The sequence below is a fragment of the Flagellimonas meridianipacifica genome (assembly GCF_003001695.1).
Taxonomy (GTDB): Bacteria; Bacteroidota; Bacteroidia; order Flavobacteriales; family Flavobacteriaceae; genus Flagellimonas; species Flagellimonas meridianipacifica.
The window spans coordinates 150,970-174,358 of record NZ_PVYX01000003.1 but is presented as its reverse complement, the minus strand read 5'-3'; the positions used below and the strand labels follow the sequence as shown (position 1 = coordinate 174,358).

Genomic DNA, 23,389 nt, shown 5'->3' with positions numbered 1-23,389 from the left:
GGTTACTCTGCTAAAAGGTCATCCAACAACTTTCTGGTGCTTTGAGAATTCCAATCTGCCACACCGCGTTCTTCTACCACGATTTTACCTGATTTATTCAAAATGAAAGTGGCCGGAATACTTTTTGAGGTAAGCATCTCGGGTGTTTGAGAAATTTCAAAGTATACTGGAAGTTTATACCCTTTCTTTTCTAAAAATGCGATGACTTTTTCTTTTTCATCGTTAGCTATAAAGAAGAAATCGACTTTGTCCCCATAATCCTCGTATAACTTCGCAAAACTGGGCATTTCGGCAATACATGGTGGACACCATGTAGCCCAGAAATTCACTACAACTACCTTGTTATTGTATGATTCAAGGTTTGAAGGATTCCCCTCAATATCCAACAAAGACCATTGGTAGTTGTTAAGCTGCTTTCGTTCCTCAACTTCTATGACATCAGCATCAAAAGCGAATATTCGTCCTACTAAAACCCTAGCATGAAATCCGACCGGTGTGAACAAAATCAACAGAATGACCACTATCCATATGAGGTTACCTATCTGTTCTTTGGACAATCTCATTTTTATTCAGCAATCAGACTATCCAGTAGGTCATATACCTCTCTTGTGGCCCAATCAGCTATTTTCTTTTTGTAGATGACAATATTTCCAGATTTATCAATCAAATAAGAAGACGGAACTTCATCCGGATTAATTGGCATCTTTTCACCAATAATCAAATAAGTGACAGGAAATGTAAAACCCTGTTTTTCCATAAATTCTTCGACCGGGGGTCTATTCTCATTGGTGATGATATAGAAATCCATCTTCCCGTTATACTTGTTGTACATTTTCTGGATACTTGCCAATTCGGCTTCTGACGGCAATTTCCATGAAGCCCAGAGATTGATAAAAACCACACGCCCTTTAGATTTTTCAAAATTGAAAAAGTTCCATTCAGCGTCCTTCAACTTCCAATCATAATCTGTAATCTTTTCTCTTTCAGAGGCCTCAATAACCGGAGGCGAAAAAGAAAAAACCCGGTTTAGAAGAATCTTTCCGTAATGCCCTAAAGGGGTTACAAAAAAGGAAAGGACAAAAAGGATAATGGCAATATTGAGAACAGTCTTTTTACTGATTTTCATCTAAGGTGTTTTGGTCAAAAACAAAGAACTCTTGATATTCAAATACCAAGAGTTCATTTATTATCTACAGTTGCACATTAGGCATTCTGCTTTTTAATCATATTAAGTGCCGAACCTTCATGGAACCAATCTATTTGAGAAGCATTATAAGTGTGGTTAGCGATAATGGTATCCTTGCTACCATCGGCATGAACCACTTCCAACGTCAATGGTTTGCCAGGAGCGAATTCAGCAATATCCAAGAAATTGAAGGTATCATCCTCTTGAATCAAATCGTAATCATTTTCATTGGCGAAGGTCAAGGCCAACATCCCTTGTTTCTTCAAATTGGTTTCGTGAATCCTGGCAAAAGACTTTACCAAAACTGCTGCAACACCCAAATGTCGCGGCTGCATAGCAGCATGCTCACGAGAAGAACCTTCTCCATAATTATGATCACCTACCACAATGCTTCTGATTCCCTCTTTCTTATACGCTCGTTGGGTATCGGGAACTGCACCATATTCCCCATTCAACTGATTTTTTACAAAATTGGTTTGCTTATTGTATGCATTTACAGCCCCAATTAAAGTATTGTTGGCAATGTTGTCCAAATGGCCACGATAACGCAACCAAGGACCTGCCATGGAAATATGGTCTGTAGTACATTTTCCAAAGGCTTTAATTAGCAATTTGACCCCTTGAAGGCTTTCTGGAGCGATAGGAACAAAAGGTTCCAGCAATTGTAAACGCTCTGAAGTTGGGGAAACCACAACTTGAACCCCACTACCGTCCTCTTCTGGAGCGATAAAACCGGCGTCTTCAACTGCAAAGCCTTCTGGTGGAAGTTCATACCCTCTTGGTTCATCCAACATAACTTCCTCGCCGTCTTCATTAAGAAGTTTATCCGTTACTGGATTGAAATCCAATCTTCCGGAAATTGCAATAGCGGTAACCAATTCTGGAGAACCTACAAAGGCAAGGGTGTTTGGATTACCATCAGCCCTTTTTGCAAAGTTCCTGTTGAATGAGTGGACAATGGTGTTACGCGGCCCATCGGCAGCTTTATCACCATAACGGTCCCACATTCCAATACAAGGCCCGCATGCATTGGCAAAAACGGTGGCTCCAATGTTGTTGAACGTATCGATAAATCCATCCCGTTCAATGGTATAACGAACCTGCTCAGAACCCGGAGTAATTGTGAATTTTGACTTAGTCTTTAAGTTTTTATCAGCTACCTGTTTTGCTAAGGAGGCTGCACGAGATATATCTTCATAGGAAGAGTTGGTACAAGAACCTATCAATCCTACCTCAACATTTAAAGGCCAATCATTGGTTTTGGCTGCTTCGCTCATTTTAGAGATTGGAGTTGCCAAATCCGGAGTGAATGGACCGTTCAAATGGGGCTCCAATGTATTCAAATCAATCTCAATGACTTGGTCAAAGTATTTCTCTGGATTTGCGTATACTTCTGAATCTGCTGTCAAATGTTCCTTAACCGCAAAAGCTGCATCCGCAACATCTTCTCTACCGGTAGCTCTCAAATAGCGGTCCATGGATTCATCATAACCAAAAGTTGAAGTTGTTGCACCGACCTCAGCACCCATGTTACAAATGGTTCCCTTTCCAGTACAGGACATGGATGTAGCACCTTCTCCAAAATACTCAATAATGGCGCCGGTACCTCCTTTAACGGTAAGAATATCAGCTACTTTAAGAATAACATCTTTTGGAGCGGTCCAGCCGGAAAGCTTTCCAGTCAACTTGACCCCAATCAATTTTGGAAATTTCAATTCCCACGCCATACCGGCCATAACATCAACAGCATCTGCACCACCAACACCAATGGCAACCATTCCCAATCCACCAGCATTTACGGTATGCGAATCGGTTCCAATCATCATTCCTCCAGGAAAAGCATAATTCTCCAAAACCACTTGGTGAATAATCCCTGCCCCGGGTTTCCAAAATCCAATACCATACTTATTTGAAACAGACTCCAAAAAGTCAAAAACCTCATTACTTGTCTCGTTTGCCCTCTTTAAATCGGCATCTGCTCCTACTTTGGCTTGGATAAGGTGGTCACAGTGCACTGTAGTTGGAACAGCAACTTTAGGTTTACCAGCATGCATAAATTGTAAAAGAGCCATTTGAGCCGTAGCATCCTGACAAGCCACTCTATCCGGTGCGAAATCCACATAATCCTTTCCACGCTGGAATGTTTGGGTTGGAGTTCCATCCCAAAGGTGTGAATACAATATTTTTTCAGCTAATGTGAGGGGTCTACCTTCAAGTTCTCGGGCTTTCTCAATACGCTCTCCCATGGATGCGTAAACAGCCTTTATCATCTCAATGTCAAATGCCATTATAGAATTGGATTTTAAGAATTTTGTAATTCCGTAAATTTAGTAAAATACCGAGGATTTCGGAATTAGAATAGTACTAAATAAGAGGATAAACTTACAATTGTTACAACAATTCAGAAATAATCCTTTCTTCTGAAATGCCTTCTGCCTCCGCTTTGTAGTTTTTAAGGATACGATGCCTTAAAATTCCTGTGGCCACCGCTCGAATGTCTTCTATATCTGGAGAAAATTTCCCGTGAATTGCTGCATGTGCTTTGGCTGCCAATACTAAGTTCTGTGAAGCCCTAGGTCCAGCGCCCCAATCGATGAAGTTATTTACAAAGTCCGAAGTCCCATTTACTCCAGGGCGAGTCTTGTTCACAAGCCGTACTGCATAATCGATTACATTGTCTGGGACAGGAATCCTGCGGACCAAGTGTTGAATGGCAATAATCTCTTCGGCATTAAACAAGGTTTGAACCTCTACCTCTTCATCATTTGTTGTAGTTTTTACCACTTGAATTTCTTCTTCGACGGAAGGGTATTTTAATTCTATGGCAAACATGAAACGGTCCAGTTGCGCCTCAGGAAGCGGATAGGTACCTTCTTGCTCAATGGGATTTTGGGTGGCCAAAACAAAATAGGGTAAATCCAACTTAAACTGATGCCCGGCTATGGTAACTGCTCGCTCTTGCATAGCTTCCAGCAGAGCTGCTTGTGTTTTGGGTGGGGTCCTGTTAATCTCATCAGCCAAAATAATATTCGCAAAAATAGGTCCCTTAACAAACTTAAAATTCCGGTTTTGGTCCAATACTTCGCTGCCCAAAATATCGCTAGGCATCAAATCCGGGGTAAACTGAATCCTTTTAAAGTCCAGCCCAAGGGTCTTGGCAATAGTATTTACCATTAAGGTCTTTGCCAATCCCGGCACACCGATTAAAAGTGAATGCCCACCAGTGTAAATGGAAAGCAATATTTGTTCGATTACCTCCTCCTGACCAACAATAATCTTGGCAATCTCAGCTTTTAAGTCTTGATGTTTTTTTACGAGGTTCTCAACCGCAGTGACGTCCGACATGTATTTACTCCTTTACCCAATTGTTTGCAAAATTGCAATCCCTACTGTCTTCATCCACATGGATATAGGTATCATCAATATGCTCATCCATCCATTTTTTAATGGATTTAAACTGTTTTTCGCGTAATGCCAGCTCCTGAATTTTAAGATAATCCTTAGCAAAATCCGCCTTATGCTCATCGTACCTATTGGTGATCTGCATTATTTTGAACTTTGGTGCGCCTCCTCTAGGATCATCCTCTTTGAGCGGTCTACTAATTTCATTATCCTTTAAATTCCTTACCTGATTGTATAAGGAAGGGTCCATTTTGGTAAGTTCAAATTTGGAATCAAAATTAATCGGGTTACGCAGTAGCCCACCATCATTCTTGGTTTCCTTTTCATCTGAAAAATTCAGAGCGGCTTCTGCAAAAGTATATTTACCCTCCAAAATATGTTGACGAATGCTATCCAACTCTTTCACGGCAGCATCCATAGCGCTTTGCGGAATTTCTGGAATGAGTAAAATGTGGCGAAGATCCAATTCTTGCCCCCTTATTTTTTCAATGTAGATGATATGATACCCAAAATCGGTTTCAAAAGGCTCAGAAATCTCTCCTTCCTGCAGGCTAAAGGCTACATCTTTAAATTCTTTCACGAAGGGAGTTTCACGGGTCATACTATAAAATCCTCCCTTGGATTTAGAACCTGGATCTTGGGAATACAAAATGGCTTTTACATTAAAGCTTGCATCGTTCTCCTCAACATCTTGCTTAATGGTTTTTAATCGATTGATTACCTTCTGTTTTTCCTCCTCAGGGGCAGTCGGCTGTTTTACGATTTGTGCAATTTCCAGTTCAGCTCCGAAAACCGGACGTTCATTCTCTGGTATCTTGTTGAAAAATTGACGTACCTCTTCTGGCGTGACCTCAACGCTTTCCACAATTTTGCCTTGCATCTTTTCAGAAAGCATTCGTAGTTTGTTGATTTCAAATAGTTCTTTTCTGAAGCTTTCAATATCAGGTTTCTTGTAGAACTTAAGCACTTTTTCCATTGACCCTACCTGGGCCACCAATTGTTGAATCTGTCTATCACTTTGTGCATTTACCTGATCGTCCGATACCAACAAACTATCCTGCACCGCCTGATGGGCATATAATCTGTCTTCCATCAACTTTCCTAGAAGACCACATCGTGTAATGTCTTGTGTGGAAGCCCCTTGACTTTTTAAGTCAATGAGTGTTTTCTCTATATCCGATTCTAAAATCACGTAATCTCCAATAACGGCAGAGATTCCATCCAGTCTAATCCTTTGGGTTGGTGGTGTTACAGAATCCGTTTCGGTAGCAATAGCCAAATCTTGATCTTGAGCACTCAATATTGTAGTTGAGCCAAACAGCATCAACAACAAGCATACATTAATTCTTATCATATATCTCAAATTCTTTTTTCTTGATAGCTTCATCAATAATTTCCGTTTTCAGTTTTTTTACATAATCCAATCTTCTCCGATTGATAATCAACTGACGTATCTCTGGCAAGATATACTCGTAAGGTGCTACATCATTGACCTCCAAAACATCCGTCACCTTGCCCAAATATACCTCTAAGGAATCCTGCAATTCAAAAAATTGTGATTTTTTTAAGTAGTCATTTTCATTGAGTAAGGCCAAAGGCGGGATTTCCTCCGTCACCCGGGAAACACTTACCCAAACTGAATCATTAAAATGAATTTTATTGAACTGCACTGCTATGGAATCTAAGTATTCTTTATCTGAAGACGACCAATTGTCCATACGCCGCTTAACCCCTTCTTTGTCCAAAAACTGAGTGGGAATTTCCACAAAGCGAAGTTGCACTAATTTCTCACTCAACTTGAAGTTCTCCTTTTCTTTATCATAATAGCTTCTGAGCTGACTTGTTGAAATTGAAGTGTCCTGGGCGTTGAACACCAAAGCTTCAACATAGGCCCTGGTGTACAAATCCGATTTGTAATCGTCAACCAATCTATCAAACTCAGAGAGTTTTTCCTCGGGTAGGTTTATTTTGGATTTGGACAACAGAAGTTGTTTGGACGCCCAATTATTGATGTAGTTGGAGACAAAAATGGCGCTATCCTGCTCAGAAATGGTATTATCCAAAAGTGTAGCAACGTCTTCTTTGTATAAATACACATCACCCACGCGGGCCAATGGTTCTTTTTCTTCCTTTTTATTGAAAATAGCATCACATGAGCTAAACAAGGTCAATACCAGAAGACTTATTAAATAGGTCTTATTTATTTGGAGACAAAGCATTTGGCAAAAATAAGAATTACACCATTCTGCACAAATGGGTTGTATTTTGATTAACAGAATCTGCAGTTAGTTCAATTCCAATATTTTAGTACATTCGTGTAAAACCAACCTAATGAAATATACTTCTGAAATTACGGTAAATCTTCCGCGGGAAAAGTTCATTGAGAAGCTGGATAATCCAGAAAACATGAAACATTGGCAAAATGGCCTTATTTCATATGAATTGCTTTCCGAAGACCCGGGTAAGGAAGGCAGCCAAATGCGTTTAAACTATAAAATGGGTAAAAGGGACCTTGAAATGGTTGAAACCATCAATTCAAGAAACCTGCCGGACTCCATGCATACTACTTATGAAACCAATGGAGTTACCAACATCCAAAAGAACCATTTTATTGAAGAAGAGGGTAAGACCAAGTGGGTTTCCGAAAATGAATTTCAGTTTTCTGGGATTGGAATGAAACTCATGGGATTTTTGATGCCCGGTTTGTTTAAAAAGCAGACTATGAAATATCTTCAAGATTTTAAAGCTTTCGCCGAAGAGGGCAAATCCGTTTTAGACCAATAGACATGCAAAATATCTTGGATAAAAAAATAAAGCTGATTTGGGACTTTCGAGGTCCAGCAGCTGAACGAACGGCAGAACACTATCAGAAGCATTTGGCTGAATTTGTGGTTCTGGAAGAATTAAAATATGATATCACCGGATTCCAACACTTTTCGGATATGCACAGCATAGCTTATCTAGTCGTTGCAGAGTTTGAAATGAAAGACATCCGTGAGATGTTAAGGCCCAATAGAGGAGAAATTTATGATGAGGATATTTAAATGAATAGCTATGTTTAGACAAAGTATTGTGGTATTTGGCATTTTTTTTCTGTTTTTGACCTGTTCCAAGGTTGAGGACAAAAACCCACTGCAAAAAGCTTTATCATCTGAAAACTTTAAAATAAAAGGTGTCATGGATAGCTTGGACCAGTATGAGGTTCAAATACGATACACTCAGATAGACCGCAAAGGAGAGACCGTCACTTTTACGGATTTTGATTTTCAAGTAAATGAAAATCAATACTTTTATCCCGCGAGCACGGTTAAGTTTCCAGCTGCTGTCGCCGCTTTGGAAAAAATCAATGAAATCGATTCCCTTTCCATTCAAACCCGCTTTTATATTGAAGGAGATTCGGTAGAAACCACCTTTGCCAAAGCCATTTCTGAAATTTTTGCGGTTTCAGACAATGCTGCAAATAACCGACTTGTTGAATTTTTGGGGCAAGATGACCTAAACCAAAGAATAAAGGATAAAGCTATTGGTCCTATCAGGGTGGCTCATCGACTTTCAACCTCAAATGCCGATGAACTTGTGACCAAACCTTTGGTCATCTATTTAAACGATTCCACCACCGCGAGTAGCAAACCAATCATCAACACCCCTCTTACCCCACTAGTACTTAACGGTATTGAAAAAGGAAAAGGTTTTTATGCTTCAGATTCCCTTTACAAGGAACCTTTTGATTTCTCCCTTAAAAATTACTATCCGATTTCTAGTCAGCACAATGTCTTAAAGCGGATAATTTTTCCAGAATCCTTTGCTCCTGAAGAGCGGTTCAATTTGAGTCCATCGCAATTAGGTGCCTTGAGGGAAGCCATGTATACCTTACCCGGAGAGCTAGGTTACGATACTGAAGAATATTACGATAGTTATGTTAAGTTTTTAATGTTTGGCGATATTACCCAGCCTATGCCGGACTATATCAAAATTTACAATAAAGTGGGTTATGCCTATGGAACACTCACGGATTGTGCGTACATCCATGATGTTAAAAATGATATAGAGTTTATGGTCACCGCTACAATTTTGGTCAACAAGGATGGTATTTTCAATGACGATGCCTATGAATATGACGAAATTGGCATTCCCTTTTTAGCACAATTGGGAAGGGAACTATACAACATCGAGCTAAATAGAAAAAGATGAAAAAACTAGCCTTTGACGAATTCACAAAAAAAATATATGTAAAAGCTCCAATGGAGAAGCTATATGAATGCTGGGCCACCTCCCAGGGGATATGCACATGGTTTCTTAGAAATGCCGAATATTCCATGGCGGACGGAAGTAAACGAGAACCTTTGGAAAAGATTCAAAAAGGAGATAAATATGTTTGGGAATGGCATAATTGGGATGCGAAGGCCACTGGTGAGGTTTTGGAAGCCAATGGAACGAACAAATTGGCAATCACCTTTGAAAATAATATAGTTTCCGTAACACTTGAAACTCAAAAAAGAGGGGTTTTGGTAGTCTTAAGACAGTACAACATTCCAACTGACGATGAAAGCAAGCTAAACGTACATTATGGGTGCAGCAACGGTTGGACATTTTGGTTGACCAACTTAAAAGCGTTTGTTGAACACGGTATTCTTCTTAACGAAACCGAGATTGACCTAACAAATATTCCGTTGGCGGGTTTTGAATTTGTCAATATGTAAAAAAAAAGCACCGCAAAAGCGGTGCTCTCCATCAAAACAAAAAACACTTAGTTAGGCATCACTACATCCTCAATTACATGAATCACGCCATTTGATGCAACTACGTCTGTTTTGGCTATCTTACTATAATTCCCGTTGGCATCTTTCAAATAAATGCCACCGTTTCTATTCATAGCAGTTAATTTCCCTCCATTTAAAGTGGTCAATTCAACTTTTCCTTTCCCTTTTTCAAGAGCTTTTACAACATCAGTGGCCATAAGACTTCCAGAAACCACGTGATAGGTCAAAATAGCAGATAGTTTTTCTTTGTTTGCAGGCTCCAATAATGAGTTCAAAGTATTTGAATCAATCTTGGCGAAGCCAGAGTTAACCGGAGCAAATACTGTAAATGGTCCATCTCCTTTTAAGGCTCCGACCAAATCGGCCGCTTTAACGGCGGTAACCAAGGTAGAGAAGTCATCTACGGAAGCTGCTGTGTCCACAATATCTTTGGACGCTTGAGCTGTAGTTTGCTGTACAAACAGAAATAGTGCTAGTGTTGAGATAATAAAAATCGCTTTTTTCATTTTTAAACTGATTTAACTGTTACTAATTTTTTTTGGCGCGCTTTCACATCTATTTACACGGGCATTTTCCAAATGGATGAAGTCAGTCCTTTTTTATCATATCTTTAACAAACCCTATGGGAACAGACTTTAGAGACATACAGCTTATCGAACGTTTAACCAATGGTGACAAAGCTGCGCTTTACCAGTTGTATGATAAATATTCCGGGGCGCTGTACGGGGTAATTCTGAGAATGTGTCAGAATGAGGCGGAAGCACAGGACCTTTTGCAAGAAACATTTATTAAAATTTGGACCAACATCTCCAAATATGATGCTACAAAAGGCCGATTTTATACTTGGGCCTATCGTATTGCACGAAACACTACCTTAAATTCACTAAGAAGTAAAAATGACCTCATCCAAAATGATGATTTAGGTGTATATGATACAAAGGCTGTAGAAGAAAATGAGCCTGAAGATATATTGCTCAAAGGTTCCTTACAAAAATTGGAGCCACATCATCAAAAAGCAATTGCCCTAGTCTACTATCAAGGATACACCCATCAAGAAGCACATGAGGCTATGGGAGTGCCGCTTGGGACCTTTAAGTCCTACGTTAGGCAGGCGTTGAAACAGTTACGAAAAACCTATGCCAATGAAATGATTTGGCTTTGGTTCATTTTTGAAACAATGGCATGATGGAAAAGAAAAGGATATTGGAAGAAGGACTTTTGGAACAGTATCTCACAGGAGAACTGTCCATGGAGAACCAATTAATGGTGGAGAAAGCCTTAAATGAAGACAAAAGCTTAAAAGAACATTTTGACCAATTAGAGGCTGACTTTGAAAAGATGGCTTTCGAACAGGCCATTGAACCTCCAATTGGGGTCAAAGCCGCTTTGGTCCACAAATTGGAAAAATCTCCAGCTAAGCAAGTTCAATGGGGACCTCTGTGGGTCGCAGCTGGGTTTGCTTTGCTTTTTGGTGTGGCCACTTTCTGGATGTACGGCCAATGGCAAAATGCGGAACGTAGCCTAAAATCACTACAAGAGCAAACGGTAAATCTGAAAGAGCGTATGGATGCCCTTGAAAGCGATTATATTCTTACATCTTCGCAACTTAAGGATATCAATGGACCCCATGTAATACCTTTGGTATTGTATGGAAATCAAAAATCACCTGGCGCAAAACTTGTGGCCTATGTAGACCATAACCGCAAGATGGTGATGGTAAACTCCCAAGGATTACCTCCCCTGCCCGCTTCAAAGACTTATCAAATGTGGAGCGATGTGGAGGGGGAAATGATAAACATGGGAACTTTATCTCCAAAAGAAGAATTGATTCCATTGAAGTATATCGAAAAAGCCGAATCACTCAATATTACCATTGAACCCGCAGGCGGAAATGACCATCCCACTGTTGAGGAACTGATTTCCAATGTAATCATATAGCCTTTTCAGAAAAATCCTTAAACTTTTTCCAGTTCACGGGATTCAATTTTCCAGTCACCAGCGAGCAAGACCTCATCAAAATTAATTCCTTCAATGGGTACGAGTTGGCCTTTTTCATGGTCCCATTCTATTTTTCTGCCTAATTTCCAAGAAAGCCCTGCCATATGCGCAGTAATTGCTTCATCAAACCCTTCTTGTATTCCACAACTGAGCGCAGTACCGTTTTTTATGGCACTCAACCATTCTCGCATATGCAAAAAGGTAGAATCTACCCGAACCCCATCAATATAGGTCCACATCAAACCCTTATCAGCAAAGTATTGCGAAGTAGCCGAAGAAATGGCATCTGGAACATTGGCTGCGGGATTATATTGATAGATTGGTGTGTGTGGGTATATTTTTCCCTCTTCCAACATAGGTGCATAACGTGTTGAGGCCCCATCCGGCCATACGGTAAGTTTATTGCCCAATTCCATGGTGGCATCGTGCCCCATCAGAATGGTCGGTCGATTAAACCCATTGCCTAAGGTAGCACTATAGCAAAATGTCATCCCCTGTTCTTTGCCCTTGACTTGGCTGCTACCTGTGCTGAATCTGGGAAACTCCATATTTACTTGAAGCACATCGGGTACATTACGACCATCATTTTGGGTATAAACTCCACCGGAAGCTATAATTGAATCAGGAATTCCCATGTTGAGAACACAATTTAGGCGGTCATAATCATGAGTCAACAAATCCCCAGATAATCCGGAACCATAAGCCCACCATTTTCGCCATCTGAAAAAGTGATTTTTGTTGAAGGGTACTTGCGGGGCTGTTCCCAAAAACTGCTGCCAATCAATGGTTTGCGGACTAGCCTTTTCATGAATATCATAATTCCATGCTCCGTTATCATCGTTTCGGTTGGTATTGGTTTGAATCAGAGAAACATGGCCTAAAGTTCCTTTCTCAACTATGTCCCTCGCCGTCTTAAAACTTAGGGTTTGTCTATGTTGGTGCCCCACTGCAAAAACAGCTTCAGATTCCTCAGCAGCAGTTTGTAGTTCGTAGGTCTCGGCAATGGTGTGGGTCATAGGCTTTTCAACATACACATGTATATTGTTTTTCAAAGCCTCAATGGCCATTGGAGCATGCCAGTGGTCAGGTGTAGCTATAACAATTGCATCTACATCACCGCTATGAATCATTTCTTGATATGTGGAATACCTCTTTATTTTGTTTTCCGAAGTATTGAAGGAATTCAGTGCTCTTTCCGCCCTTACATCAAAAATGTCGCATACCCCCACCAGTTTTACATTCAACTTTTCCTGTCTTTCAAAGTCCTCCACCGCCTTGTTGTCCGGATTCTCTTCCATTTCAATTTTCATCTCTTCGTACCATTCCTTGGTAGCAAACCCCAGACTCCTACATAACTGTTCACCACGAATTCCAAAACCAATGATTCCAACCCGAACGGGCTCCCCTTCTATATTTGGAACCGAAGGAGGCAAAGATGGACTTATACCCAGTTGGTTTAAAACTTCGGATCTTTCGTTTCTTTTATAGGTAGCACTTGCGACACCTGCCCACCAAACCGCCCCTAAAATGGGAAGTCCCCCCAGTCCTTTAAGCAAATCTCTTCTAGTCCATTTCATAGCTCTTAACTTTTGATGGTTTTCTTTTTATGAAGTAATTCAGGCCAAAAAAATGCCCCGTAGGAAAGTTGTAAATAAGAAGACAAGCGATTAACTCAATCAGGTTTTTATTCACAAACCAATAGCTGCCCTCTACATTCACCTGTGGTAACCAAGGAAATGAAGGATGAGCCAAATAATAAAGTGCCAGAAGTCCCATACCGACAATGGCTCCCTTACGTTCAAAAACACCTAGCGTAAATGTGATTCCCACAAGGAGAAGAGCTATGATATTCAACATATCGACCCAATCTATTATCCCTGGCTGAGTCAATAGGGCAAACAATGGCTTTAATGGTCCTTGCGAAGAAGCCAAATAGCCAGAAGAGGTCCATTCTGGGTTGTACAATTTTATAACACCTTCATACAGAAAATGCCAACCCACAAAAATTCGTAATAGGGTAATACTGATTTTTACCCCATTTTCATTTATAGTTTTCATGGATGTGTAGAATTAGTTGATTCGAAAACAATCAACCAAAACTACAACCGAACAAAATAAAGAACCATGATATTCGTCACCGATTGGTAACTTTTGAATTAGCTTAGAATTGGCATCCCATATAAATCAAAATCTGCAGCCTCAGTAATTTTGACGTTTACGAAATCACCAATTTTCACATAGTGTTTCGTTGCATCGATTAAAACTTCATTATCCACATCGGGAGAATCAAATTCTGTGCGCCCAACAAAGTGGGTCCCTTCTTTTCTATCGATGATGCATCTAAACTCCTTTCCGATCTTTTCTTGATTCAATTCCCAAGAGATTTGGGACTGAACTTCCATAATTTCATTGGCCCTTTGTTGTTTGACCTCTTCAGGAACATCATCGATCAAAGAATAGGCATGTGTATTTTCTTCATGACTATAGGTAAAGCAGCCCAAACGCTCAAAACGCATTTCTTTCACCCATTCTTTAAGCGTTTGGAAATCTTCTTGGGTTTCTCCTGGATAACCGACAATGAGTGTGGTTCGGATTGCCATTTCTGGAACAGCCGACCTGAAATCTTTTAGTAGCTGCGTAGTTTTTGCCTTGGTAGTTCCCCTACGCATGCTTTTTAGAATGGGGTCCGCAATGTGTTGAAGTGGAATATCGATATAATTACAAATCTTGGGTTCTCTCTGCATGACTGCCAACACGTCCATGGGAAAACCCGTAGGGAAAGCGTAGTGCAACCGAATCCATTCAATGCCGTCTACTTGAACCAGGTTTTCAAGAAGTTCTGCAAGATTCCGCTTTTTGTATAAGTCCAAGCCATAATAAGTCAGGTCCTGGGCTATTAGGATAAGTTCCTTCACCCCATCTGCAGCCAGTTTTTCGGCTTCAGTGACTAATTCTTCAATGGGTTTGCTTTTATGTTTGCCCCGCATAAGAGGAATGGCGCAAAACGAACAAGGCCTATCGCACCCTTCTGCTATCTTTAAGTATGCGTAGTTTTTCGGGGTGGTGGTCAATCTTTCGCCAATTAATTCATGCTTATAGTCCGCTCCCAAGGCCTTCAATAGATTGGGTAAATCACTGGTGCCGAAGTATTCATCAACATTGGGAATTTCCTTTTCCAAATCTGGTTTGTAGCGCTCACTTAAGCATCCGGTAACAAAAACCTTGTCAACATCTCCTTGCTCTTTACGATTTACATATTCAAGAATGGTATTTACGCTTTCTTCCTTGGCATTGGCAATAAAGCCACAGGTGTTGATGACAACCACATTTCCCTCTTCTTCATGGACCACTTCTTTGTTATTGGCTCGAAGCTGTCCCATTAACACCTCAGAATCGTAAACGTTCTTGCTACATCCAAGAGTTACTACATTGATTTTGTTCTTTTTACGTGATTTCGTTCGCATACCGTTTCAAATGGTTTGCAAAAATACAATATGGGTGGGCATTACATCGATTTGCTTGCATATTTTTCAATTTGACACGTTAAACTTTTTAAAGACTTTTTAGTCCAAACTGAAACTCAACTCCATGAAACCTGCACTTATACCGCTGATGACCCTTTGTTTGTTGGTAATTTCTTGTTCATCTGATTCAGATAGTTCAAGTACGCCTGACAATCAGCTTCCAGAACTGACCAACTTGTATTTTCCGCCGTCACAATCTGTAGATTGGGAAACTGTTTCCGCTTCGCAATTAGGATGGAACACCGAAAATGAAGATGATTTACGAGATTTTTTGGATGAGAAGAACACTAAGGCATTTATCATTACCAAAAATGGAAGAATCGTTGTGGAATGGTATTTTGATGAGCATACTCAAAATACGAGCTGGTATTGGGCATCAGCCGGAAAGACCTTAACGGCGTTTACCGTTGGTCTTGCCCAAGAGGAAGGATTCTTGGACATTGACAATAAATCTTCTGACTATCTGGGAGAAGGATGGACCTCAACTCCCACCGAAAAAGAAGACCTGATTACAGTGTGGCACCAACTTACCATGACCACAGGCATGAATGCCCTTCAATTTGATTGCGTAACACCGAATTGCTTAACATTTGTCGCCGATGCTGGAACCCGATGGGCCTATCATAATGGACCATATACTTTATTGCAAAGTGTAGTTTCCAACGCTTCAGAAATGGAATGGTCTGACTATTTTAATTCTAGACTCCGTGATAAAATTGGAATGGATGGATTTTGGCTTTCCACAAATAATCTTAACAATGTATACTTCAGTACAGCCAGAAGTATGGCCCGTTTTGGGATTCTAAACCTAAATAATGGTGTTTGGGATGGAGAGGTAATATTAGGTGATAACACCTACAAGAGCAACATGATAAATACATCGCAGAACCTGAACCAGTCTTATGGCTATTTGTGGTGGTTGAATGGAAAGGAGAGTTATCGTGCACCTGCCCTTCAAACTGAATTTCAAGGTGAGCTTATTCCCAATGCTCCAGCAGATACCTTTGCCGGTTTAGGTAGAGATGACCAGAAACTCTATGTTATACCCAGCATGGAACTGGTAATCGTCCGTATGGGAGAAGATGCTGGGGAAGCCCTATTGGGTCCCTCTAGTTTCGACAATGAATTATGGCAATATTTAAATGACTACATCAATTAGATTAGTCCTTATATCCACTTGGTATTTTTCGAACCTTTATAGCATTTTCATACGCCATGCCCAAATCGTAAAGTTTGGCTTCTTGAAACTGTTTCGCAATGAAGGTCAAACTAATGGGCTCTCCTGAAGGCTTATATCCCATGGGAATGGTCAAAGCTGGATATTTAGCAACAGCTGCAAACCCAGCATGATAATTATTGATGGATAAAATAGCATCCAAATCGTGAGCCTCCATAGCTTCATTGAAATATTTCCTTCCGTTAGCCTGTAGCCTCTTTTTGATTTCAGCCAGACCTTCTGCCGAGGTGGAATCCGCTAAAATTCCATCTAATCGCGCCTGTCCGTAAGGGATTCTGATCAAAGTATCTTGAAGGTTGAAATTTACTACATCGGCTACATCCTTAACCGCAACAGCTTGGACATCTTTCACATGATTTTGGATATAGGCTGGTAAATCGTTTTTCATATCAATGTTCAGAATACTCAAAAAACCATCCATTTCCACTTGGGGCGGCTCAAACTCCACAACAGTGGCTCCCGCCTCTTTAATCTTTTCAATAGTTGCTTTATAAATTGAATCTCTTCCCATGAGGTTCTTAAATACCCCAAAACGCTTTCCTTTCAATGTAGAAGGTTCTTCGGTTTGGTACCAGTCTTTTTCCCACCCTGTCAATACCGAAGCATCATCAACTTTATCGTAACCCATCATCGCATCCAGAAGAATGGCATTGTCAACTACATTTTTGGTCATAGGTCCTGGAGTATCCAAAGTGCTAGAAATAGGGACTATCCCGGTTCTACTCAAAAGACCGATGGTAGGTTTCAGACCAACTACGGAATTCTGGCTTGAAGGCGATAAAATAGACCCTGAAGTCTCAGTACCTACGGCGGCAACGGCATAGTTTGCAGCTACAGAAGTACCACTACCTGAGCTCGAGCCCCCAGACTCAAACACTCTACGTCCATAAGGATTAAGGGTTTGCCCCCAAAGCGCACTATAACCCACAGGACAACCATCGCACAAGAAATAGGCCCATTCACTTAAGTTTACTTTACCCAGAATTAGAGCTCCTTTTTCTTTTAAACGGTCCACTATAAAAGCATCATCGGCCAAATTATCTTTTAAGGCTATGGCGCCTGCCGTGGTATTCATATCATCAGTTCCAATATTGTCCTTTAACAGAATGGGCATTCCATAAATGGGATGGTGACCTTCCGAATTTGCATCAAGTGCCCTAGCCTCATCCAAAACTTTAGGATTAATAGCAATTACGGTATTCAAGGTGGTACCGTTATCAAGTTCGTACTTATAGATTCTGTGCAGATAAAACAAGACCAGCTGTTCATAAGATAATTTGCCGTTTGAAATGTGTTCTTGAATCACGGGAATACTTTGCTCTAATATTAAAGGTCTCAAGCTGGTATAAGTAGTACTATCCATCTTAGAAACCTCTTGGTGCATAGGCAAAAAGGTGTCATTTTTATTCCAGACCTTGGATTGAATGAGTTTATAGCGCATTCGAGCAACTTCATGTTCTGCATTGGCAGCAACTTCAGAGGAGTCATTATACGGTTCCCATAAGATTACCTCCTCTATGGTTTCCACCTTATTTGCTTCCTGTTTGCAGGACGCAAAAACCAAGAGAGCAATCAATACGAACTTGAATTGTGCTATTGAATTCTGAAAGCGATTTTCCATAATTTGATATTCTTTTTGGTTAATTAGGACGAACTCGCCCTAATCTTATCGGCTGGTAAAAACTGCTGATTTTTCCTAGGAACCTATTGTAAAAACTTTGTATCTATATTACATTTTAAAGAATGAATCGACGAATTCATACTTATTGAAAACTTGAAGGTCTTCAATACCTTCACCCACTCCTATATATTTTACCGGTATTTGAAATTGGTCAGAAATTCCAATCACCACACCACCTTTTGCAGTTCCATCCAATTTGGTCACAGCCAAGCTGGTCACCTCAGTGGCCTTGATGAATTGTTTGGCCTGCTCAAAAGCATTTTGACCTGTGGAACCATCAAGTACCAAAAGTACATCATGGGGAGCATCGGGTACTACTTTTTGCATGACCCGCTTTACTTTGGACAGCTCATTCATAAGGTTGACCTTATTATGTAAACGTCCAGCAGTATCAACCAAGACCACATCTGCGTTTTCCGCTACCGCGGAATTCAACGTATCAAAAGCCACGGAAGCTGGATCGCTACCCATTTTTTGTTTTACTATGGGTACATCTACCCTATCAGCCCATACTTGAAGCTGGTCAATCGCCGCAGCTCTAAAAGTATCTCCTGCACCCAAAACCACCTTTAATCCTTGATTCTTGAATTGATGCGCCAACTTTCCAATTGTAGTTGTTTTGCCTACACCATTGACACCAACCACCATGATTACATACGGCTTTTTATCCTGTGGAATGGCAAATTTCGTTTCTTCGCCAACATGTGTCTCCGATAAGAGACCAGCAATTTCTTCGCGTAATATGGTATTGAGTTCATCCGTGCCCATGTACTTATCCCTTGCCACTCGTTCCTCAATACGCTCAATTATTTTTAGGGTAGTGTCCACGCCCACATCCGAGGTTACCAAAACCTCTTCCAGATTGTCCAAGACCTCATCATCAACTTTTGATTTACCCGCAACGGCTTTGCTCAGCTTACCAAAAAAACTGGTTTTGGATTTCTCCAAACCCTTATCCAAAGTGTCCTTTTTATCTTTTGAAAAGATATTTTTAAACAAACTCATGTCTATTTCTCTAGAAGTCTCAAATATAGGAAAGTAAGAGGAGTTTTGTTAAAACTATTACTTTCAGATTCACACATTTTCTTAGTAAATTCCAAAAAAAAAGCTACCCGTGGGCAGCTTTTGATTTCGTACAAGGAAATGTTGAACTATTTTTTATTCAACCACTCGTTTACCAATTCAGGTGCCATAACGGACTCAACGAATGTGTAAGCTCCAGTTTTAGGAGACTTTACCATTTTTATGGCCTTGGTCAATCTTTTTGATGATGATTGTAGTGTTGCTACTGTTTTCTTTGCCATGGCTTAGTTTACTTTATCTCTTTATGAATGGTCATACGCTTAAGAATAGGATTAAATTTCTTGATTTCCATCCTATCTGGCGTGTTCTTTTTGTTCTTGGTGGTGATATATCTTGATGTACCAGGCATTCCTGAGTTCTTATGCTCTGTACATTCCAAAATAACCTGAATTCTGTTTCCTTTCTTTGCCATTTTTCTTCGGTATTACTTTTTGGAATTGATATCCTTAAGAACGGCTGAAATCCCTTTCTTGTTGATAATTTTCAAACCTCTGGAAGATACGTTCAGAGTAACCCAACGGTCTTCTTCCGGGATGTAAAACTTCTTTTTAGAAATATTTACATCAAATCTCCTCTTGGTTTTATTGATGGAAAAGGAAACATTGTTCCCGAACATCACCTTTTTTCCTGTTACTTCACAAACTTTAGACATCTCCCTAAACTTTTCAGTGATTTTATTGAGGCTGCAAATTTATGGCATTTTACTGGGACGGACAAAATTCTTTTTCAGAATTTTAAAATTTCCTTCCAAAGCAATTCGAAAGCTTTGTTTACGGACTTTTTCACTATGCGTTCTCTGTGATTTCCCATGGTGAATTTTTCTGCAAACGTACACTCGGGAGTACTAATGGCAATAAAAACCGTCCCTATATCCTCATCCGAATCTCCTTTGCTAGGTCCCGCATTTCCTGTAGTCGCGATTGCAAAATCGGTATTTAAAATATTTTTCACATTTCTTGCCATGGATATGGCCACCTCTTCGCTTACCACAGAATGTTTCTCTATCAACTCAGACGGAACCCCTAATACGTTAATCTTGGTCTCAGTTGCGTAGCTGACTACTGTACCTTTAAAATAGGCCGAAGCCCCCGGAATAGAAGTAAGTTCTTCAGCAATTTTACCTCCGGTAAAACTTTCTGCAGTTGACAATGTCATCCCTTTTTTAGTCAATAAATTGGCCACCCTTTCTTCAATGGCTCCATCTTCTTCTATCCCATAATATATGTCCTTTATGGATGGATATACCTGCTCCACCTTTTCATTGATTTCCTTTTCCAATTTTTCTTTATCCCTTCCTTTGGCCGTTAACCGTAGGCGAACCCTACCCAAATTGGGAAGATACGCCAACTTAATGTGGTACGGAAGATTATTTTCCCATTCCTCAATTCGCTCAGCTATTGCACTTTCACCCAAACCATAGGTAAGCAAGGTGGTATGTATAATATGGGGCCTATCGTAGGTCTCTATAACTCTAGGTAACACTTGGTCAAGTACAAGGCGTTTCATTTCAAAAGGGACCCCTGGCAGAGAAACAAATGAGGTCTCGCCTTTCTTTAACCATAAACCAGGAGCGGTACCATACGCATTGTGGAGTACAGTAGCTTTTGAAGGTATAAGCGCTTGATTCCTGTTCAAATCAGAGATGGGAGTCGAGATATACTTTGCAAACAAGTTTTCAATATGTTGCAGGACACCTTCATCCCTTACTAGTTCATCCTCAAAAAATTCACATAGCGTCTGTTTGGTAACATCATCCTTGGTAGGCCCGAGACCACCGGTAAGAATAACCAGAGATGATCTTTCAGATGCCTGATGAAGGGATTGAAGTATGTGGTCCCTGTCATCCTCAACCGAAGTTATTTGATATACAGAAACTCCAATTTTATTGAGTTCCTTAGCAATAAAGGCAGAATTGGAATCTACTATTTGCCCAATGAGAATTTCATCCCCAATGGTAATGATCTCTGCCTGCATTTATAAATTGAAGTCTTTTTTTAGCTCTGAGATAACCTGAAGTACGTCTTTTTTTAAGAATGGAAACTTTTCCTCAATATCCATCATACTCCCAGAATTTTTTCCCAAGGTCTCTATCTCAAGCGCAGTAGCTCTAGCATGTTCCATCCCCAATAAATCCACATTGGGTTTGATTTTGTGGGCCAACTTGTAAATGCTCTCGTACTCCTTACTGTCTATGGCATTCTCAAGTCCCTCCAAATCCGCAGGAACTTCATCCAGGAAAACAGAAACCACAGAAACAACGAATTCTTGGTCGCCCTCCGCCATTTCATTAATCTTATCGAGGCTGTAAATCATTATTTTACGTTTAAAGCGAACATTTCTTCGCCCTCAAGAGTACCAGAAAGGTAATCATTTGGACTTACTTTACCAACCCCGGCTGGAGTGCCGGTAAACAAAATATCCCCCTTTTTCAGCATAAAAAAGGTAGATATATACGAAATAAGCTCATCTATCTTCCACAGCATCAGGGAAGTATCTCCATTTTGTACTTTTTCCCCATTTTTTAACAAGGAAAACCGTAATTTGTCCATGCTTTCGTACTTTTCTTTTGGAATCCATTTACCTACCACGGCTGCACCATCAAAACCTTTAGCTTTTTCCCAGGGCAATCCCTTTTCTTTTAACTGTGCCTGTAGGTCTCTCGCCGTAAAATCAATCCCCAAACCAACTTCGTCATAATAGGTGTGGGCAAACCTCTTATCAATATGTTTTCCTACCTTTTTGATTTTCACCAAAACCTCCACTTCATAATGCACATCATTGGAAAATTCAGGAATATAGAAATCCTGTTCCTTGGGTAAAATGGCAGAATCCGGTTTTATGAACACAATAGGTTCCAATGGTCTTTCATTTTGCAATTCATCTATATGGGCAGCATAGTTTCTGCCAATGCAAATCAATTTCATACTCTAGAAAATAGAATTAGGAAAGTTTGTTATTCAACTTACTAAGTTTAATCTGCGTAAGTACTTTTTTAGTGTACAGTGGGAAGTCGGCGTTCAAAATCCATCCGAAATAGCCCGGCTCAGCATTAAGAACCTCATCCACTGTTTTTCCTTTGTGTTTGCCAAAAGTGAAAATCGGCTCTTTTTGTTTATTTATACCGATAAAGCCTGCAAAGTCAAGGGACTGTTTGCGTGTGGTGAATTCCGATAGCTTTTTCACGTTGTTCTCAAGCTCGGGATACCTTTCCAACTGTGCCTTTAGTACCTCGTAAGTAGCTTCGGTATCTGCAGCGGCACTATGGGCATCAGTCAGCTCTTTATCACAATAAAACTTATAGGCAGCACCAAGCGTTCTTTTCTCCATTTTGTGAAAAATGGTCTGTACATCAACAGAGACCATGTTCTTCATATCAAAATCAACCTCGGCCCGGAGCATTTCTTCCGCTAAAAGCGGAATATCGAAGCGATCGGAATTGAATCCAGCCAAATCACTATCCTTTATCATTTTATAAATTTCCTTGGATAGCTGTTTGAAAGTTGGCTCATTTGCTACTTTTTCATTGGAAATCCCATGAACTTCCACAACTTCTGGCGGGATGGGCATTTCGGGATTTACCAACCACGTTTTACTCTCTTTATTCCCGTTTGGAAATATCTTGAGAACGGATATTTCCACAATCCGGTCGGAAGCTACATTGGTCCCCGTAGTCTCTAAATCAAAGAAGCAAATGGGCTTGGTAAGGTGTAATTCCATAGTACAGTATTAGCGGGACTTAGAAAATAGCCAAGGTATTAAATTAGGTTCCGCAAAGGCATTGTCCCAGCTGTTATGCCCCACTCCTTTGTAAACCGAGTATATTACTGAAATTCCCTCCAATTCCATCGCTTTCACCATTTCGGCTGAATACTTTTCAGGAACTACTTCATCTGCATCTCCATGGAACACCCACCAATCCAACTTTTTAAGTTGTTTGCTTATTAAAGGGTTAGCTCCACCACAGATAGGAAAAGCCGCTGCAAACATTTTAGGGTTTCTTCGAACGAGTTCAAAAGTACCCATTCCTCCCATGGACAAACCACCAACGTACGTTTGGGTTCTGTCTATTTTATATTCTTTTTTGAGTTGTTTAATCAGACCTTCCAACAATAGCATATCTTCAGTGGGTTCTGCATCTTCATAAAAAATAAACTCTCTATTTGGAAAGTCTCCCTCTACATCTATTTTGGCCCACGAACTTTCTGCCGCACACTGAGGAAAGACCACAATGCTAGGGAACTTGCTTCGTACATCTTCCTTTAAAAAGAGCCCTGAACCATGTACTAACTGGGCTTCATTGTCATTACCGCGTTCTCCAGAACCATGTAAGACCAGTATAAGAGGGTACTTTTTTTTTGGATTAAAATTTTGAGGAAGCAAAATTCGGTATGGCATTACCTTACCATCTTTTTCAAAAGTCTTTTTTTTATAGTCCAATGTATCCTGAGCCATTGTACTGGTATTCAGCAGCAAAAACGCCACTAAAAAGAGAGGAGTTATAAACTTCATGATTGATGA

The 23,389-nt window shown here is 40.3% G+C and carries 27 protein-coding genes; 7 read left to right on the top strand and 20 right to left on the bottom strand.

Features of this window, described 5'->3' with window-relative positions; all coding sequences use genetic code 11:
* Nucleotides 1–2 precede the first annotated feature (2 nt).
* The 6 genes from CLV81_RS20230 to CLV81_RS20205 all read right to left on the bottom strand — a co-directional run bounded on the left by CLV81_RS20230 (nt 3) and on the right by CLV81_RS20205 (nt 6,807).
* Nucleotides 3–563, bottom strand: a complete 561-nt coding sequence (locus CLV81_RS20230; RefSeq protein ID WP_106148039.1) for a TlpA family protein disulfide reductase — start codon at nt 561–563, stop codon at nt 3–5.
* Between the two features lie 2 nt (nt 564–565).
* The gene (locus CLV81_RS20225; RefSeq protein WP_106148037.1) at nt 566–1,126 is read right to left on the bottom strand and encodes a TlpA family protein disulfide reductase; all 561 of its coding nucleotides are present in this window, start codon (nt 1,124–1,126) and stop codon (nt 566–568) included.
* 77 nt (nt 1,127–1,203) lie between these two features.
* On the bottom strand, nt 1,204–3,474 hold the full coding sequence (locus CLV81_RS20220) for an aconitate hydratase (protein WP_106148035.1): 2,271 nt from the start codon (nt 3,472–3,474) through the stop codon (nt 1,204–1,206).
* Nucleotides 3,475–3,577: 103 nt separating this feature from the next.
* Nucleotides 3,578–4,531 (bottom strand): AAA family ATPase, encoded by a 954-nt coding sequence (locus CLV81_RS20215; protein ID WP_106148033.1) that lies wholly within the window; start codon nt 4,529–4,531, stop codon nt 3,578–3,580.
* 4 nt (nt 4,532–4,535) lie between these two features.
* Nucleotides 4,536–5,942 carry a peptidylprolyl isomerase gene (locus CLV81_RS20210; RefSeq protein WP_106148031.1) on the bottom strand — a complete coding sequence of 469 codons (1,407 nt, stop codon included), beginning with the start codon at nt 5,940–5,942 and terminating at the stop codon, nt 4,536–4,538.
* Nucleotides 5,929–6,807: a peptidyl-prolyl cis-trans isomerase gene (locus tag CLV81_RS20205; protein ID WP_170068346.1), complete on the bottom strand. Its 879-nt coding sequence runs from the start codon at nt 6,805–6,807 to the stop codon at nt 5,929–5,931. The genes CLV81_RS20210 and CLV81_RS20205 overlap by 14 nt, the downstream gene beginning before the upstream one ends.
* 112 nt (nt 6,808–6,919) lie before the next feature.
* Between CLV81_RS20205 and CLV81_RS20200 the strand changes: the two genes are divergently transcribed.
* Genes CLV81_RS20200 through CLV81_RS20185 form a run of 4 tightly spaced genes read left to right on the top strand, consistent with a single transcriptional unit; the run spans nt 6,920 to nt 9,288 of the window.
* Nucleotides 6,920–7,372 (top strand): SRPBCC family protein, encoded by a 453-nt coding sequence (locus tag CLV81_RS20200; RefSeq protein WP_106148027.1) that lies wholly within the window; start codon nt 6,920–6,922, stop codon nt 7,370–7,372.
* Nucleotides 7,373–7,374: 2 nt separating this feature from the next.
* The gene (locus CLV81_RS20195; RefSeq protein ID WP_106148026.1) at nt 7,375–7,632 is read left to right on the top strand and encodes a hypothetical protein; all 258 of its coding nucleotides are present in this window, start codon (nt 7,375–7,377) and stop codon (nt 7,630–7,632) included.
* 10 nt (nt 7,633–7,642) lie between these two features.
* Nucleotides 7,643–8,779, top strand: a complete 1,137-nt coding sequence (locus CLV81_RS20190) for a serine hydrolase (protein WP_106148024.1) — start codon at nt 7,643–7,645, stop codon at nt 8,777–8,779.
* Complete coding sequence (locus CLV81_RS20185) at nt 8,776–9,288, top strand: SRPBCC family protein (protein WP_106148022.1); 513 nt, start codon at nt 8,776–8,778, stop codon at nt 9,286–9,288. The genes CLV81_RS20190 and CLV81_RS20185 overlap by 4 nt, the downstream gene beginning before the upstream one ends.
* A gap of 47 nt (nt 9,289–9,335) precedes the next feature.
* Here the strand turns inward: CLV81_RS20185 and CLV81_RS20180 are convergent, their stop codons facing one another.
* A complete protein-coding gene (locus tag CLV81_RS20180) occupies nt 9,336–9,854 on the bottom strand; it encodes a fasciclin domain-containing protein (protein ID WP_106148020.1) in 519 nt (172 codons plus the stop codon).
* A 116-nt stretch (nt 9,855–9,970) separates the two neighbouring features.
* Between CLV81_RS20180 and CLV81_RS20175 the strand changes: the two genes are divergently transcribed.
* Together CLV81_RS20175 and CLV81_RS20170 are read left to right on the top strand one after the other, a co-directional pair.
* On the top strand, nt 9,971–10,534 hold the full coding sequence (locus tag CLV81_RS20175; RefSeq protein ID WP_106148019.1) for an RNA polymerase sigma factor: 564 nt from the start codon (nt 9,971–9,973) through the stop codon (nt 10,532–10,534).
* A complete protein-coding gene (locus CLV81_RS20170; protein ID WP_106148017.1) occupies nt 10,531–11,286 on the top strand; it encodes an anti-sigma factor in 756 nt (251 codons plus the stop codon). The genes CLV81_RS20175 and CLV81_RS20170 overlap by 4 nt, the downstream gene beginning before the upstream one ends.
* A gap of 17 nt (nt 11,287–11,303) precedes the next feature.
* Here CLV81_RS20170 and CLV81_RS20165 read toward each other — a convergent pair whose 3' ends face one another.
* From CLV81_RS20165 to rimO, 3 genes are all read right to left on the bottom strand, one after another.
* A complete protein-coding gene (locus tag CLV81_RS20165; RefSeq protein WP_106148015.1) occupies nt 11,304–12,923 on the bottom strand; it encodes a Gfo/Idh/MocA family protein in 1,620 nt (539 codons plus the stop codon).
* The gene (locus tag CLV81_RS20160) at nt 12,910–13,404 is read right to left on the bottom strand and encodes a DoxX family membrane protein (protein WP_106148013.1); all 495 of its coding nucleotides are present in this window, start codon (nt 13,402–13,404) and stop codon (nt 12,910–12,912) included. The genes CLV81_RS20165 and CLV81_RS20160 overlap by 14 nt, the downstream gene beginning before the upstream one ends.
* 98 nt (nt 13,405–13,502) lie before the next feature.
* Complete coding sequence (gene rimO / locus CLV81_RS20155) at nt 13,503–14,810, bottom strand: 30S ribosomal protein S12 methylthiotransferase RimO (protein ID WP_106148011.1); 1,308 nt, start codon at nt 14,808–14,810, stop codon at nt 13,503–13,505.
* A gap of 124 nt (nt 14,811–14,934) precedes the next feature.
* Between rimO and CLV81_RS20150 the strand changes: the two genes are divergently transcribed.
* Complete coding sequence (locus CLV81_RS20150; RefSeq protein ID WP_106148010.1) at nt 14,935–16,029, top strand: serine hydrolase domain-containing protein; 1,095 nt, start codon at nt 14,935–14,937, stop codon at nt 16,027–16,029.
* Nucleotide 16,030: 1 nt separating this feature from the next.
* On the opposite strand, the gene CLV81_RS20145 is transcribed toward CLV81_RS20150, so the two are convergent.
* The 10 genes from CLV81_RS20145 to CLV81_RS20100 all read right to left on the bottom strand — a co-directional run bounded on the left by CLV81_RS20145 (nt 16,031) and on the right by CLV81_RS20100 (nt 23,380).
* Nucleotides 16,031–17,728, bottom strand: a complete 1,698-nt coding sequence (locus CLV81_RS20145; protein WP_106148008.1) for an amidase family protein — start codon at nt 17,726–17,728, stop codon at nt 16,031–16,033.
* A 108-nt stretch (nt 17,729–17,836) separates the two neighbouring features.
* Complete coding sequence (gene ftsY, locus CLV81_RS20140; RefSeq protein ID WP_106148006.1) at nt 17,837–18,793, bottom strand: signal recognition particle-docking protein FtsY; 957 nt, start codon at nt 18,791–18,793, stop codon at nt 17,837–17,839.
* Between the two features lie 146 nt (nt 18,794–18,939).
* A complete protein-coding gene (locus CLV81_RS20135; RefSeq protein WP_106148004.1) occupies nt 18,940–19,092 on the bottom strand; it encodes a DUF4295 domain-containing protein in 153 nt (50 codons plus the stop codon).
* An 8-nt stretch (nt 19,093–19,100) separates the two neighbouring features.
* Nucleotides 19,101–19,283 (bottom strand): 50S ribosomal protein L33, encoded by a 183-nt coding sequence (gene rpmG / locus CLV81_RS20130; protein ID WP_106148002.1) that lies wholly within the window; start codon nt 19,281–19,283, stop codon nt 19,101–19,103.
* Between the two features lie 12 nt (nt 19,284–19,295).
* A complete protein-coding gene (rpmB, locus tag CLV81_RS20125; protein WP_106148000.1) occupies nt 19,296–19,523 on the bottom strand; it encodes a 50S ribosomal protein L28 in 228 nt (75 codons plus the stop codon).
* Between the two features lie 74 nt (nt 19,524–19,597).
* The gene (locus tag CLV81_RS20120) at nt 19,598–20,845 is read right to left on the bottom strand and encodes a competence/damage-inducible protein A (RefSeq protein WP_106147998.1); all 1,248 of its coding nucleotides are present in this window, start codon (nt 20,843–20,845) and stop codon (nt 19,598–19,600) included.
* Nucleotides 20,846–21,184 carry an Hpt domain-containing protein gene (locus CLV81_RS20115; RefSeq protein WP_106147996.1) on the bottom strand — a complete coding sequence of 113 codons (339 nt, stop codon included), beginning with the start codon at nt 21,182–21,184 and terminating at the stop codon, nt 20,846–20,848.
* The gene (locus tag CLV81_RS20110; protein WP_106147994.1) at nt 21,184–21,795 is read right to left on the bottom strand and encodes a fumarylacetoacetate hydrolase family protein; all 612 of its coding nucleotides are present in this window, start codon (nt 21,793–21,795) and stop codon (nt 21,184–21,186) included. Before CLV81_RS20110 ends, CLV81_RS20115 begins: the two co-directional genes overlap by 1 nt.
* A gap of 16 nt (nt 21,796–21,811) precedes the next feature.
* The gene (locus CLV81_RS20105; RefSeq protein WP_106147992.1) at nt 21,812–22,588 is read right to left on the bottom strand and encodes a 3'-5' exonuclease; all 777 of its coding nucleotides are present in this window, start codon (nt 22,586–22,588) and stop codon (nt 21,812–21,814) included.
* Between the two features lie 9 nt (nt 22,589–22,597).
* A complete protein-coding gene (locus tag CLV81_RS20100) occupies nt 22,598–23,380 on the bottom strand; it encodes a carboxylesterase family protein (RefSeq protein ID WP_245912117.1) in 783 nt (260 codons plus the stop codon).
* Nucleotides 23,381–23,389 lie beyond the last annotated feature (9 nt).

Excerpts from the sequence above, each read along its gene's own strand:
- CLV81_RS20230 (WP_106148039.1), bottom strand. The coding sequence starts at position 563 with ATGAGATTGTCCAAAGAACAGATAGGTAACCTCATATGGATAGTGGTC.
- CLV81_RS20225 (WP_106148037.1), bottom strand. The coding sequence starts at position 1,126 with ATGAAAATCAGTAAAAAGACTGTTCTCAATATTGCCATTATCCTTTTT.
- CLV81_RS20220 (WP_106148035.1), bottom strand. The coding sequence starts at position 3,474 with ATGGCATTTGACATTGAGATGATAAAGGCTGTTTACGCATCCATGGGA.
- CLV81_RS20215 (WP_106148033.1), bottom strand. The coding sequence starts at position 4,531 with ATGTCGGACGTCACTGCGGTTGAGAACCTCGTAAAAAAACATCAAGAC.
- CLV81_RS20210 (WP_106148031.1), bottom strand. The coding sequence starts at position 5,942 with ATGATAAGAATTAATGTATGCTTGTTGTTGATGCTGTTTGGCTCAACT.
- CLV81_RS20205 (WP_170068346.1), bottom strand. The coding sequence starts at position 6,807 with ATGCTTTGTCTCCAAATAAATAAGACCTATTTAATAAGTCTTCTGGTA.
- CLV81_RS20200 (WP_106148027.1), top strand. The coding sequence starts at position 6,920 with ATGAAATATACTTCTGAAATTACGGTAAATCTTCCGCGGGAAAAGTTC.
- CLV81_RS20195 (WP_106148026.1), top strand. The coding sequence starts at position 7,375 with ATGCAAAATATCTTGGATAAAAAAATAAAGCTGATTTGGGACTTTCGA.
- CLV81_RS20190 (WP_106148024.1), top strand. The coding sequence starts at position 7,643 with ATGTTTAGACAAAGTATTGTGGTATTTGGCATTTTTTTTCTGTTTTTG.
- CLV81_RS20185 (WP_106148022.1), top strand. The coding sequence starts at position 8,776 with ATGAAAAAACTAGCCTTTGACGAATTCACAAAAAAAATATATGTAAAA.
- CLV81_RS20180 (WP_106148020.1), bottom strand. The coding sequence starts at position 9,854 with ATGAAAAAAGCGATTTTTATTATCTCAACACTAGCACTATTTCTGTTT.
- CLV81_RS20175 (WP_106148019.1), top strand. The coding sequence starts at position 9,971 with ATGGGAACAGACTTTAGAGACATACAGCTTATCGAACGTTTAACCAAT.
- CLV81_RS20170 (WP_106148017.1), top strand. The coding sequence starts at position 10,531 with ATGATGGAAAAGAAAAGGATATTGGAAGAAGGACTTTTGGAACAGTAT.
- CLV81_RS20165 (WP_106148015.1), bottom strand. The coding sequence starts at position 12,923 with ATGAAATGGACTAGAAGAGATTTGCTTAAAGGACTGGGGGGACTTCCC.
- CLV81_RS20160 (WP_106148013.1), bottom strand. The coding sequence starts at position 13,404 with ATGAAAACTATAAATGAAAATGGGGTAAAAATCAGTATTACCCTATTA.
- rimO (WP_106148011.1), bottom strand. The coding sequence starts at position 14,810 with ATGCGAACGAAATCACGTAAAAAGAACAAAATCAATGTAGTAACTCTT.
- CLV81_RS20150 (WP_106148010.1), top strand. The coding sequence starts at position 14,935 with ATGAAACCTGCACTTATACCGCTGATGACCCTTTGTTTGTTGGTAATT.
- CLV81_RS20145 (WP_106148008.1), bottom strand. The coding sequence starts at position 17,728 with ATGGAAAATCGCTTTCAGAATTCAATAGCACAATTCAAGTTCGTATTG.
- ftsY (WP_106148006.1), bottom strand. The coding sequence starts at position 18,793 with ATGAGTTTGTTTAAAAATATCTTTTCAAAAGATAAAAAGGACACTTTG.
- CLV81_RS20135 (WP_106148004.1), bottom strand. The coding sequence starts at position 19,092 with ATGGCAAAGAAAACAGTAGCAACACTACAATCATCATCAAAAAGATTG.
- rpmG (WP_106148002.1), bottom strand. The coding sequence starts at position 19,283 with ATGGCAAAGAAAGGAAACAGAATTCAGGTTATTTTGGAATGTACAGAG.
- rpmB (WP_106148000.1), bottom strand. The coding sequence starts at position 19,523 with ATGTCTAAAGTTTGTGAAGTAACAGGAAAAAAGGTGATGTTCGGGAAC.
- CLV81_RS20120 (WP_106147998.1), bottom strand. The coding sequence starts at position 20,845 with ATGCAGGCAGAGATCATTACCATTGGGGATGAAATTCTCATTGGGCAA.
- CLV81_RS20115 (WP_106147996.1), bottom strand. The coding sequence starts at position 21,184 with ATGATTTACAGCCTCGATAAGATTAATGAAATGGCGGAGGGCGACCAA.
- CLV81_RS20110 (WP_106147994.1), bottom strand. The coding sequence starts at position 21,795 with ATGAAATTGATTTGCATTGGCAGAAACTATGCTGCCCATATAGATGAA.
- CLV81_RS20105 (WP_106147992.1), bottom strand. The coding sequence starts at position 22,588 with ATGGAATTACACCTTACCAAGCCCATTTGCTTCTTTGATTTAGAGACT.
- CLV81_RS20100 (WP_245912117.1), bottom strand. The coding sequence starts at position 23,380 with ATGAAGTTTATAACTCCTCTCTTTTTAGTGGCGTTTTTGCTGCTGAAT.